This is a genomic window from Bradyrhizobium manausense, from assembly GCF_018131105.1.
Classification (GTDB): domain Bacteria; phylum Pseudomonadota; class Alphaproteobacteria; order Rhizobiales; family Xanthobacteraceae; genus Bradyrhizobium; species Bradyrhizobium manausense_B.
Window position 1 is genome coordinate 4,031,100 of sequence record NZ_JAFCJI010000001.1, and the last position, 12,162, is coordinate 4,043,261.

General features: G+C 64.0%; 11 protein-coding genes. 5 read left to right on the forward strand and 6 right to left on the reverse strand.

Annotation, left to right across the window (positions count from 1 at the left end):
• Positions 1-142 precede the first annotated feature (142 nt).
• Positions 143-1,030 carry a ParB/RepB/Spo0J family partition protein gene (locus JQ631_RS19230; protein ID WP_212328231.1) on the forward strand — a complete coding sequence of 296 codons (888 nt, stop codon included), beginning with the start codon at positions 143-145 and terminating at the stop codon, positions 1,028-1,030.
• Positions 1,031-1,169: 139 nt separating this feature from the next.
• On the opposite strand, the gene holA is transcribed toward JQ631_RS19230, so the two are convergent.
• The 3 genes from holA to leuS form a co-directional block, all read right to left on the reverse strand.
• Entirely contained in the window at positions 1,170-2,198 is a 1,029-nt protein-coding gene (gene holA / locus JQ631_RS19235; protein WP_212328654.1) for a DNA polymerase III subunit delta, read from the reverse strand.
• 61 nt (positions 2,199-2,259) lie between these two features.
• A complete protein-coding gene (gene lptE, locus JQ631_RS19240) occupies positions 2,260-2,811 on the reverse strand; it encodes an LPS assembly lipoprotein LptE (RefSeq protein ID WP_212328232.1) in 552 nt (183 codons plus the stop codon).
• Complete coding sequence (gene leuS / locus JQ631_RS19245; protein WP_212328233.1) at positions 2,798-5,422, reverse strand: leucine--tRNA ligase; 2,625 nt, start codon at positions 5,420-5,422, stop codon at positions 2,798-2,800. Before leuS ends, lptE begins: the two co-directional genes overlap by 14 nt.
• 263 nt (positions 5,423-5,685) lie before the next feature.
• On the opposite strand from leuS, the gene JQ631_RS19250 reads away from it, so the two are divergent.
• Positions 5,686-6,663, forward strand: coding sequence for a GGDEF domain-containing protein (locus tag JQ631_RS19250; protein ID WP_249160770.1), 978 nt, complete (start codon positions 5,686-5,688; stop codon positions 6,661-6,663).
• A 55-nt stretch (positions 6,664-6,718) separates the two neighbouring features.
• Here JQ631_RS19250 and JQ631_RS19255 read toward each other — a convergent pair whose 3' ends face one another.
• Positions 6,719-8,422 (reverse strand): sensor domain-containing diguanylate cyclase, encoded by a 1,704-nt coding sequence (locus JQ631_RS19255; protein ID WP_212328235.1) that lies wholly within the window; start codon positions 8,420-8,422, stop codon positions 6,719-6,721.
• A gap of 107 nt (positions 8,423-8,529) precedes the next feature.
• On the opposite strand from JQ631_RS19255, the gene JQ631_RS19260 reads away from it, so the two are divergent.
• Positions 8,530-9,219, forward strand: a complete 690-nt coding sequence (locus tag JQ631_RS19260) for a YggS family pyridoxal phosphate-dependent enzyme (RefSeq protein WP_212328236.1) — start codon at positions 8,530-8,532, stop codon at positions 9,217-9,219.
• Positions 9,220-9,390: 171 nt separating this feature from the next.
• Here JQ631_RS19260 and JQ631_RS19265 read toward each other — a convergent pair whose 3' ends face one another.
• The gene (locus JQ631_RS19265) at positions 9,391-10,176 is read right to left on the reverse strand and encodes a 2-keto-4-pentenoate hydratase (protein WP_212328237.1); all 786 of its coding nucleotides are present in this window, start codon (positions 10,174-10,176) and stop codon (positions 9,391-9,393) included.
• Between the two features lie 6 nt (positions 10,177-10,182).
• Positions 10,183-10,776 (reverse strand): L,D-transpeptidase family protein, encoded by a 594-nt coding sequence (locus JQ631_RS19270; RefSeq protein ID WP_433995511.1) that lies wholly within the window; start codon positions 10,774-10,776, stop codon positions 10,183-10,185.
• 179 nt (positions 10,777-10,955) lie between these two features.
• Between JQ631_RS19270 and JQ631_RS19275 the strand changes: the two genes are divergently transcribed.
• Both JQ631_RS19275 and JQ631_RS19280 read left to right on the forward strand, forming a co-directional pair.
• Positions 10,956-11,642: a response regulator transcription factor gene (locus JQ631_RS19275; protein ID WP_007598630.1), complete on the forward strand. Its 687-nt coding sequence runs from the start codon at positions 10,956-10,958 to the stop codon at positions 11,640-11,642.
• Between the two features lie 60 nt (positions 11,643-11,702).
• Positions 11,703-12,146: a cyclic nucleotide-binding domain-containing protein gene (locus JQ631_RS19280; protein ID WP_212328238.1), complete on the forward strand. Its 444-nt coding sequence runs from the start codon at positions 11,703-11,705 to the stop codon at positions 12,144-12,146.
• Positions 12,147-12,162: the final 16 nt, after the last annotated feature.

Genomic DNA, 12,162 nt, shown 5'->3' on the forward strand with positions numbered 1-12,162 from the left:
CCGATCCGTAGGATGGGTAGAGCGCAGCGAAACCCATCACTGAACGCATCGACGGTGATGGGTCTCGCTTCGCTCTATCCATCCTACAAGTTACGACAATTCAGTTCTGGAGTGCTGCACCGTGAATCCAAGGGAGCTGGCGATGGCCGATGAAGCGCGTTCGCGACTGGGCCGGGGTCTTGCAAGTCTGATCGGTGATGTCGGCGGCGAGGCCCAGCACGTCGACCGTCCGCGTGCGCAACGCAAGGTGCCGATCGAATTCATCAAGCCCAATCCGCGCAACCCGCGCCGGACCTTTTCGGACACCGAGCTCAAGGAGCTCTCCGAGTCGATCAAGCAGCATGGTGTGATCCAACCGATCGTGGTGCGCCCCGTGAAGGGTGCGCAGGATCGCTTCGAGATCATCGCCGGCGAGCGGCGCTGGCGCGCCTCGCAAATGGCCGGCCTGCATGAAGTGCCGATCGTGCCGGTCGACATCAGCGACAGCGATGCGCTGGAATTCGCGATCGTGGAGAACGTGCAGCGCGAAGACCTCAACCCGATGGAAGAGGCGCTCGGCTATCACGCGCTTGCCAACGAGTTCAAGCGCAGCCAGGACGACATTGCGAAGGTCGTCGGCAAGAGCCGCAGCCACATCGCCAACATGATGCGGCTAACCAAGCTGCCGACCGAGGTTCAGGCCCTGATCACCGGAGGTGAGCTGACGGCTGGTCACGCCCGCGCGCTGATCGGCGTGCCCGATCCGCTGGCCGCCGCCAAGCGCATCGTCGCCGAGGGCCTCAACGTCCGCCAGGCCGAAGCGCTGGCGCACGAAGAGGGCGTCCCGGAGCGCAAGCCGCAAAAGGCGCGCGCGACCGGGGCCAAGGAGAAGGACCCCGACACGATCGATCTCGAGAAGCGCGTCAGCGATGCGCTCGGGCTCAAGGTCACCGTCAATCACCGTGATCCCGGCGGCTCGGTCCAGATCAACTACCGCAACCTTGATCAACTCGATGAGGTGATGAAGCGGCTGGCGAAGGGCGCGCTGTAGCCTGCGTTGTCCTGGCGAAGGCCGGCTCTATCCACGCGTTATTGCGAGCGCAGCGAAGCAATCCAGAATGTTTCCGCGGAGACAGTCTGGATTGCTTCGTCGCTTGCGCTCCTCGCAATGACGTGGAGAGAGCGTAGGCTTACCCCCTCCGCTTCGCGTTCGCGGCGATGGCCATCAGCGTGCGCTGGGCGATGGCGGCGGCCAGCGTCGATTGCTTGCGGGTGTCGAGCGCGGCGGTGGCGAGCTGCTCGATGACAGCGGCAAGCTTGGCTACGCTGAAATTGCGCAGCGCGGTTTCGACCGCGGGCTTTCGTGAAAAATGCAGCCGCGGATATCCGCCTTCGAGTACGGCGGAGGCCGGTGTGCCGTCGGCGATCGCGAGCGCGGATTTGTGCAGCCACGCCGCCTGGCGCTGCGCGGCCGAGATGATCACGCCGGGATAGGTGCCGGCGATCATGGCTTTTGCGAATTCCGTCTCGACGATGTCGGGCCGGCCGGCGAAGGCACCGTCGACGATCGGATCGAGCTTCAGCTCGGATGCATCGGCAACGACGGACATCACGTCATCCAGCGTGATCTCGCCTTTGCCATGGGCATAGAGCGTCAGCTTGCGGAGCTCGTTGCGCGAGGCCTGGCGATCGCCGCCGAGGAACGACATCAGCGCCGCGCGGGCATCCTGCGCGATGCGTAAGTTCGCGATGCGGAGCTCGTCCTCCATCAGCTTTGCCAAGTCGCGCTCGGTGTCGGGATAGCAGCCGATTGCCACCGCCGTCTTGGCTTTCTCGCAGGCCTTGCGCAGCGGCGATTCGGGGCGCAGCTCACCGGCCTCGATCACGATGCGGCAATCCTTCACCGACATTTCCGACAGCGTGTCGACTCCGCTGGCAAAGCTGCGCGAGCCGGCGCGGACGCGAATGGCGCGGCGGCCGCCGAACAGCGGCACGGTCATGGCTTCGTCGACCAGGCGCGAGGGTTCGGCGGAGAGCTCGTCGCCGTCGAGTTTGACAAGCGAGAAGGGATCGTTGGGGTCGTCGACGGCTGATGCGATCAGCGCGTCGGCGCGTTCGCGCACGAGGCCGGCATCGGGACCATAGAGCAGGATGATCGGACGGCCCGCATCGGGGCGGGCGAGGAAGGCGTCGATCTCTTTTCCGCGCAGCGCGACCATCGGGCCCAAATGGATCGAGATTCCGGAGGCGCCCCTAAGGCACCCGTATTGACAGATGACGTCAGGTGCCGGCGGTGAAGAAGGCGGCGAGCCGGGTGTTGATGTTCTCGGCGATCTCGTTGGCGGCACGATCCTCGGCATCACGCACCGCGCGGTTGCGGGCGAAGCGCTGGTAGGAGCCGGGCAGGTCATAGGACACGCGCGAGAACGTGGTGCCGGTCATCACCGACTTGCCGGTCGCGACCTCGATCAGATTGTACTGGCAGTCGATGCCGTAGTTTTCGGTGTTCGGCAGGCCGGTATTGGGATCGACGATCAGGGACGTCTTGCTGGAGTTGAAACGGATATCCAGCCGGTGGGTCGGCGGCATGCCCGTCGCCGAGCCGTAAAGCTTGAAGGCGAGGGCGTTGCGGACCTCGACGCCGACGCGGGCTTCGCGCGAGGCGTTGGCTTTGGCGATCGGAGGAAGCTCGACCCCCATCAACTTTTCACGCAAGCCGGGGGTGCCGTCGGTATGCTCGGCATACATCGGCTGGAAGCAGCCGGCCGTCGTCGCCGCCAAAGCGGCGACCGCGAGCAGGCGGGCTGCGATGCGGATCCTAGCCGACAACATTCACGATCCTCTTGGGGACGATGATCACCTTGCGGACGGGCTTGCCGTCCAGGGCCAGCTTTACAGCATCGAGGGCCAAAGCGGCAGCCTCGATTTCCGGATTCTGGGCCGCTGTTGCAACCGTGACCTCACCCCGCTTCTTGCCGTTGACCTGGACGACCAGGGTCACACTGTCTTCAACCAGCAGATCGCGTTCGATTTGGGGCCAATTAGCCTCGGAAACCAGCCCGGGTTGGCCCAGAACCTGCCAGCACTCCTCGGCCAGATGGGGCATCATCGGGGAGAACAGCTGGACCAGGATCTGGCTGGCCTCCCGGATCGCCCATGCCAAATCAGCGGCAGGCTGGCTGGGACGCTGGAGTACCTCCGAAAACGTATTGGTGAATTCGCGGATATGGGCGAGGCAGACGTTGAAGTGCAGCCGCTCGACGCCTGATGTGACCTTGTCGAGCGCGCCATGCGCGGCCTTGCGCAAGGCCATCGCATCGTCGCCAAACGAGGCCGGACGGGCCGCGGGGGCAGCCTTGCCGAGTTCCACGGCATCGTTCACCAGCCGCCACAGCCGCTGCACGAAGCGCGAGGCTCCCTGGACGCGTTCGTCGCTCCAGATCACGTCGCGGTCGGGCGGAGAGTCGGACAGCATGAACCAGCGGGCGACGTCGGCACCATAGGTCGCGATGATGTCGTCGGGGTCGACGGTGTTCTTCTTTGACTTCGACATCTTCTCGATCGGACCGATCGTGATGTCCTCGCCTGTGGCGAGCAGCGTCGCGTGCCGGTCGTTGGCGGCGCCTTCGACCTTCACCTCGGCAGGCTGCACCCAGGTGCCGTCGGCCTTCTGATAGGTCTCGTGCACCACCATGCCCTGCGTGAACATGCCGGCGAACGGCTCGTCCAGTGCGAGGTGCCCGGTCGCCTTCATCGCGCGTGTGAAGAAGCGACTGTAGAGCAGATGCAGGATCGCGTGCTCGACGCCGCCGATATATTGGTCGACCGGCAGCATCCGGTTGGCGACCGCGGGCGTCGTCGGCGCGTTCTCGTTCCAGGGATCGGTGAAGCGCGCAAAATACCAGGACGAATCCACGAAGGTGTCCATGGTGTCTGTTTCGCGCTGCGCCTTGCCGCCGCACTTGGGGCACGTAACGTGCTTCCAGGTCGGGTGATGGTCGAGCGCGTTGCCCGGCTTGTCGAAGCTCACATCCTCCGGCAGCACCACCGGCAGGTCGGCATCCGGCACCGGCACCACGTCGCATTTCGGACAGTGGATGACGGGAATCGGGCAGCCCCAATAGCGCTGGCGCGAAATGCCCCAGTCGCGCAGGCGGAAATTGACCTGGCGCTCGCCGACCGGCGCATTGCCGCGCAGCTCGGCTTCGAGACGTTTTGCGACTTCGTCCTTGGCCTGCTCGATGGTCATGCCGTCGAGGAAGCGCGAATTGATCATGCGGCCGTCACCGTCATAGGCGGTGTCGGTGATGACGAACGTCTTCGGGTCCTGGCCCTCGGGACACACCACCGGCGTGTTGCCGAGCTTGTACTTGTTGACGAAGTCGAGGTCGCGCTGGTCGTGCGCGGGGCAGCCGAAGATCGCGCCCGTGCCGTATTCCATCAGCACGAAGTTGGCGACATAGACCGGCAGCTTCCAGCTCGGATCGAACGGATGCACCGCGCGGATGCCGGTGTCGAAACCCTGCTTCTCCGCGGTGTCGATGATCGACTGCGCGGTGCCGATCTTCTTGATGTCGGCGATGAACTCCGCAAGCTTCGGGTTCTTCGCGGCGGCAGCCTGCGCCAGCGGATGATCCGCCGAGATCGCCATGAACTTCGCGCCGAACAACGTGTCGGGACGCGTGGTGAAAATCTTCAGCTCGCTTTCGCCGGCGGGCGTGGTCGCCTGATCCAGCGCGAAGCGGACCAGCAGACCTTCCGAGCGGCCGATCCAGTTGCGCTGCATCAGCCGCACCTTGTCGGGCCAGCGATCGAGCCCATCCAGCGCGGACAGCAATTCCTGCGAGTACTTCGTGATCTTGAAGACCCACTGGCTCATCTCGCGCTGCTCGACAACAGCACCAGAGCGCCAGCCGCGGCCGTCAATCACCTGCTCGTTGGCGAGCACGGTCATGTCGACCGGATCCCAGTTCAGCTTGCGCTTCTCACGCTCGGCGAGGCCCGCGGCGAGCATGTCCAGGAACATCTTCTGCTGATGCTTGTAGTAGCTGGGGTCGCAGGTCGCGAATTCGCGGCTCCAATCCAGCGACAGCCCGATCGAGCGGAGCTGCTTCTTCATCGCTGCGATGTTGTCGTAGGTCCAGGCTTTCGGCGCGACCTTGCGCTCGATGGCGGCGTTCTCGGCCGGCAGGCCGAAGGCATCCCAGCCCATCGGATGCAGCACGTTGAACCCCTTGGCGCGCATGAAGCGGGCCAGCACGTCGCCGAGGGTGTAGTTGCGGACATGGCCGATATGGATGCGCCCCGACGGGTACGGGAACATCTCCAGCACATAATATTTCGGCCGCGAATCATCGTTCTTCGAGACGAAGATCGCCTGTTCGTCCCATTGGCGTTGCCAGCGCGGTTCGGCGTCGCGGGCGTTGTAGCGTTCGGAGGTCATGGAATCGTTTGCGTTTTCGTGGTTTCGGCGGCCTGAAGAGGCCGGACTAGGCCATAGAAGTCCTCGGGGGGTCAATGGGTTGCCGCTCCCTGCGACGCCCCGCAATGCTGCTCCGCAGAAGTACGGATGAGGCTATTGGGATCGGATTAAGGGGTCGGTGCGAATTTGGCCGCCAACAGCACTTGCGCCAGGCGATGGTATCCAGTTTCGACGATCCCGATTACGACTATGCCGCGTCCCTCGCCGGACGGGCGATGCGGAGCATGGCCGAACAGCGGATTCCGGCGACGCCGACCAATTTCGCGGTTTGGTATCAATATTACGCCGGCGGCCATGACGATTTGCGCAACGCCATCGATCTCCTGATCGACCACAATCGTCCCTTCGACAGCAGGACCAATCGCGACCTGTTCGAGACCTATATCGCGCCCCATGTGAGTGCCGTCGTGGTCGATACGTCCGAGAGGCTTCGTATCCTGATGGGGGCGGCGAAGGAGTTCCTGGTCACTGCAATCGCCGACAACCGTTCCCAGATGCAGGTCATCAGCCAGGTGGCCGACCAGGGCCAGGCCGGCGTCGATCCGAAGGCGCTGGTCGCCCAGCTCATGAACGAGCTGGCGCGGGCCGCTTCGCGAACGACGCGGCTCGAGGCCGGATTTGCCGAAAAGACCCGCGAGCTCGACGTTATCAGGGATTCGCTCTCCAAATCCGAGGAGCGCGCCCGGACCGACACGCTGACCGGGCTGGCGAACCGGCGGGCGCTGGATGAATTCCTGCGCAAGGCGCAGACGACGGCGGATTGGGGCGAGCCGCTCAGCGTGCTCCTGCTCGACATCGATCACTTCAAGACCTTCAACGACAATTTCGGCCACGGTGTCGGCGACCAGGTGCTGCGCCTGATGGCCAGGGTGCTGCGCGAAAAGGTGCGTCCGCAGGATCTGCCGGCACGCTACGGTGGCGAGGAGCTGATCGCGGTGCTGCCGGATGCCGATCTTGCCGCCTGCATCGAGACGGCCGAGCGTATCAGGCGCGCGATCGGAGAGTGCACCATCACGCGCCGTTCGACCGGCGAGGCGTTGCCGAACATCACGGTATCAATTGGCGTGGCGCAGTATCGACCGGGTGAAAGCACGGCCGATCTGATCGAGCGCTGCGATCGCGCGCTCTATCTCGCCAAGGGCGGTGGCCGCAATCGCGTGGTGACCGAAAGCGAGCTCGATCGCGCCGAGGCTGCGGGTTAGCGTTTCCGAGCGAAGCGGACACCGGTTCGCATAAAGAAAACGCGTCAACAACAAGCTAGGCGCTGGCCGCCATCTTCATATCAGCGGTGCCGCTCTCGATCGTTTGCACGCCGTGCTCGACGACATTGTTGCGGCCGCGATGCTTGGCGGCGTAGAGCGCGGCGTCGGCGGCTTCGATCAGATCGCCCGGGCGCAACGCCTCGTTCGGCCGCGCCGCAGCGACGCCAATCGACACCGTGACCACCATGTGGGCCGATGTGATGTGCGGCAGGCAGAGTTTCAGCACGGCCGCGCGCACCTGCTCGCCGATCTCGACGGCCCGCATCACGTCGGTGTTCGGCAGCAGCAGGCAGAATTCCTCGCCGCCATAGCGCGCCGCAAAGCCCATCGTGTCTGCGGCGATGCCGGACAGCGATTCGCCGAGCCGGGTCAGGCAGGAATCGCCTTCGAGATGGCCGTAGGTGTCGTTGAACAGCTTGAAATGGTCGACGTCGATCATCAGCAGCGCGAGCTCGCTGCCATATTGCTGCGCGCGCATCCATTCGAAGTCGAGCCGGCTCTGGAAGCCGCGGCGGTTGGCGAGACCCGACAGCATGTCGATCGACGCCATTACCGTCAGCCGGTCGTTGGATGCAATCAGCTCGCGTTCGCGCTGGCTGAGCTGGGCGGCCATCGCGTTGAAGGCGCGTGCCAGCGGCACGAATTCGGACGGCAGCCGGTTGCGCGCAGCGCGGGCCGACAGATCGCCCTCCCCGAGACGTTTGGCCATATCAGCGAGCATTTCGATCGGCTTGATCACGAGCTTTTCAGCGGCGATCAGCGCGCCGAGCAGCACGAACATCACGACGAAAGCGAGCTGGAGATAGGCGGTGCGGATGTCGCGGCTCACGGCCGCGGACACCTTGTCCTCGTCGATGCTGGCGATCAGGCGGGCATTGGTGCCGGCGATGCGTATGAAGCTGACCGCGCGGCGCGATCCGTCGGCGGCGAGAAAGGACAGCGAGCCTTCATCCTGATCGGAGCGCAAGGCCATGTCGGCGATCGCCGACATCAGCGGCATGTTGTCGAGCGGACGACCGACCGCGCTGCGCTGGTCGGCGGGCGCCGCCAGCACGGTGCCAGCGCTGTCGACCAGCACCGCCGTGATACCGGCGCGGCCGCCCAGATTGTTCATCACCTTCGACATCCAGTCGAGGTTGACGGTTGCGAGCACGACCGCGTCAGGGACCCCGCTGAACGCGGAGACCGGATAGACCGCCATGACGGTCGGCGACTGTACCGGCCGCGACAGGATGAAGTCGGACAGCACGAAGCGGCCGGTCTCCTGCGCCTGCTGGAAATACGGCCGATCGGAAAGGTCGAGGCCGACATACATGTTGTTGGTCGCGCACTGGATGCGGCCGTCCTGGCCGGCGATCAGGAGCGTGCGGATCCAGGGCAGGCTCGTCGGCAGGCTGGCGCGCAGCACGTCGCAACTCTTGCTGACGCCACCGGCGGAGGCGCGGATGAAGGCTTCCGATTTCAGAATGGTCTCGACCGACGAAATCACCTCGCGCTGCGCGTCGGCGCTGTGCCGTGCGACGGTGGTGAACTCGGCGGCGGCCTGTGCAATCTGCTTGGTGCGGGTATCTTCGAGCGAGCGAATGCGCTCGAGCATCAAGGGCGCGACCAGAATCACCGCGAGCAATGCAAGCCGGGCCCTGATGCCGAGGGCCTGCTTGAGTTTTGCTCGCTTGCGGTTGAAACTGACGTTTGCCATCTTCGCTGCCCACCCCGCGGGCAAGGTAAAGCGAAGGGTTCAAAAACTCTTTCTTGAACTCGGTAAAAATGGAACTACCTCCGTTACTCCTGCAATCGATCGACGTCATGACAGAAGCCAATGCCGCGCCGGTAACCGGCGATTCACCAAATGCGCTTGCCGCGGTCGAAGCGGAGATTGCACGCGCCTGCAAGGATGCGCGGCGCGATCGCGCCTCCGTCACGTTGATCGCGGTGTCCAAGACTTTCGCGGCGGATGCAATTATCCCGATAATCGGCGCCGGACAGCGCGTGTTCGGCGAGAATCGCGTGCAGGAGGCCAAAGGCAAGTGGCCGGCGTTAACGTCCGATTACCCTGACGTCGCGCTGCACCTGATCGGGCCGCTGCAATCCAACAAGGCGAAAGAGGCCGTCGCGCTGTTCGATGCCATCCATTCGGTCGACCGTCCGAGCATTTGTCAGGCGTTAGCCAAAGAAATCGAATCCCAGAACAAGCACCCGCAACTCTTCGTCCAGATCAATGTCGGCGAGGAACCGCAGAAGGCTGGCGTCGCGCCTGACGAGGCCGACGCCTTCCTCAAGAGCTGCCGCGACACCTATGGTCTGACGATCTCCGGCCTGATGTGCATCCCGCCGGTGGACGAACCGCCGGCCGCACATTTCGCGCTGACTGCCAAGATCGCCGCGCGCAACGGACTAAAGAACCTGTCGATGGGCATGAGCGCGGACTATGCGACCGCCATCATGCTGGGCGCCACGCATGTGCGCGTGGGAAGTGCGATCTTCGGGCACCGGTAGTCTTGTCGTCCCGGCGCAGGCCGGGACCCATACCGCGTGATCTCTCGATGATCGGTGGTCTTAGTACCGACGAGCGCCTGGTAACCCCTGATCTTCGCCAAACGTCTCCCTGGGTTATGGGTCCCGGATCTGCGCTTCGCTTGTCCGGGACGACAGCGCATGTGAGGCCGCCTACGCAAACCTCACCGACACCTTCCCCAACACACCAAAATCCACAGCGAAATGATCGCCGGCCTGGATCGGCAGCGGCGGATGGCAGGTGCCTGTCGTTACCACCTCCCCTGCCCGCAGGGTGATGCCGAGGCCACGCAGCTCGTTGGCGAGCCAGGTCAGTGCCATCAGGGGATCGCCCAGCACGTTCTTGCCGTGACCGAGATAGCGCTCGCCGCGCAGCGTGATCTGCGGCCGCTCCTCGACGAGATCCATCGCGCGCCAATTGGCTGATGTTGCGGCACCCAGCACGAACAGATGCGCGCAGGCGTTATCGGCGATGAGTTGCGCTTCGCCGGCGCGGGCGAAATCGGTGAAGCGGGAATCCGGAATTTCGATCGCGGGGTGCAAGCTGTCGACGGCGGCCAGCACCTCGTCGACGCCGAAGGGCGTTGGTCGCGGCGCCAGATCGCGTCCCATGCGGAAGCAGAATTCCGGCTCGCCGACGCGCATCGCGTTGCCCTTCATCGACGCGGTGCCGCCGTCTGCGATGACGGTATCGCTCATGATGCGGCCGGCAAGCGGTCCCGCGACATTGATATGCTTCTGTCCGGCTTCGCTCGTTGCCGCAATCTTCCAGCCAAACAGTTTTCCGAGCGACTGGTTTTCGAGCACGGCCTGCACGGCGTAACCATCAGCGCGGTCCTGCGGTCGCAACTGCGTCTCGAGCGCGTCGAACTTGTTGCCGTCGCGCCAATGTTGAACGAGGACGCGCGAAGCGGCGGCGATCTGATCCTTGTCGAGCATGTGTCCTCACCCGATGATGATTTTTGTTCTTGGTCCTATCTGCCGCAGCAGATGTAGCATCGCCGCCTTGGTCATCGAGACGCAGCCCGCGGTCGGGCCGAAATTGTCGCGTGCCAGATGCAGAAACACGGCGCTGCCGCGACCGGCGGTGCGCGGCCTGGTGTTGTGGTCGATCTCGATGATGAAGTCATAGAGATGGTCGGCGCGCTTCAGCCGGTCGCCGCCTTCACCCTCCCCGCGCCGGATCCATTTGTTGTAGTGGCGATCGCCGGGATCCTCGCACCAGGCGTCTGAGCCGGTGATGATCCGGGTCGGCAGAAAGGTCTTGGGGCGGCTGTGGCGGTCTCCTCGCCACCACAATTGCCTGGGGAGAAAAGTGCCCCTGGGGGTGCCGCCATCGCCTTCGCGCTTGTTGGCCAGAATGCCGCCGCGTCCCAACGCCACCGGAATTGTCTGGCTGCCCGCCGTCAGCCAGCCCCGGCGCGAATTCCCGGCGGCAGGCTTAACGCGGATCGCGGACAGCGGTCCGGAGCGGCGATTTTTGGTATAACTAACTGACACAGCTTTGTTTTTCATGTGAACGGGCGATGTCGAATTCATTACAGGACATTCATCAAACGGCCCTGCTATTCTGGGTTAGAGTAATTCCGGCTTGTGAATCGGTAACAGCCCACTACTTCAACACGAACAACAATAAGAACAGCGACCCCTAAACTATCCCATCACGGCTGGGTGCGGCATGCATGCGCGCCTGGTCGACCCCAAAAGGATGATCCCCTATGGCCAATGCCCGCAAGATCCTGATCGTGGATGACGATACCGATCTGCGCGATACGTTGGTGGAGCAATTATCGCTACACGAAGAATTTGAAGCCTCCGCCGTCGATACTGGCGCCAAGGGCGCCAGCGCCGCAAAGGCCAACGCCCCCGATCTCGTCCTGATGGATGTCGGCCTCCCCGACACCGATGGTCGCGAGGTGGTCCGCTCCCTGCGCAAGGGTGGCTTCAAGGCTCCCATCATCATGCTGACGGGGCACGACACCGATTCCGACACGATTTTGGGCCTGGAATCCGGGGCCAACGACTACGTCGCAAAGCCCTTCCGTTTCGCCGTGCTGCTCGCCCGCATCCGCGCCCAGCTTCGCCAGCACGAGGCGAGCGAAGACGCTGTGTTCTCGGTCGGCCCCTACTCGTTCCGCCCCGGCTCCAAGATGCTGACCGCGGCCAATGCCCGCAAGGTTCGCCTCACCGAGAAGGAAACCGCGATCCTGCGCTTCCTCTACCGTGCCGGCCAGATGCCGGTCTCGCGCGAGACCCTGCTCCAGGAGGTCTGGGGCTATAATTCCGGCGTCACCACCCACACGCTGGAAACCCACATCTACCGCCTCCGCCAGAAGATCGAAAAGGACGCCGCCAACCCGGAAATCCTGGTGACGGAAGCCGGTGGCTACAAGCTGGTGCCGTGATACGTTCCAGGAACGCGCGATTCGTCGTAAATTAGCGCGTTTCACGAGCCACGGACCGGAATGTCGATCGACGATGACGTAGCGCTGCTCGAGCGTGTCCCGACACTGCGCCTGTTGGGAGACGCCTCGTTGCGCATGCTGGCGATCGGCTCCGAGCAGCGCGATTTCGTCCGTGGCGATATCCTGTTCAATCTCGGTGACGATGCCGACGCCGGCTTCGTGGTCCAGCGCGGCGCCTTTCGCGTCGATGACGGCGCCGGCGCCGAGATGATCGCAGGCCCCGGCACGCTGATCGGCGAGCTCGCGCTGGTGGTGCCGATGAAGCGGCCGTCCGGTGCGGTCGCGCTGGAGCATTCCTCCGTCATCCGCGTCGCGCGCAGCCTGTTTCAGCGCGTGCTCGAGAGTGACCCCGCCGCGGCGGTTCGCCTCCGCGATGAATTCGCTGTTCGCTCCAGCCAGATCGCGAGCGATATTTTGATGGCCGGCGCGAAGCTGACCAGCTGAAGGTGTTGGCTAAGGG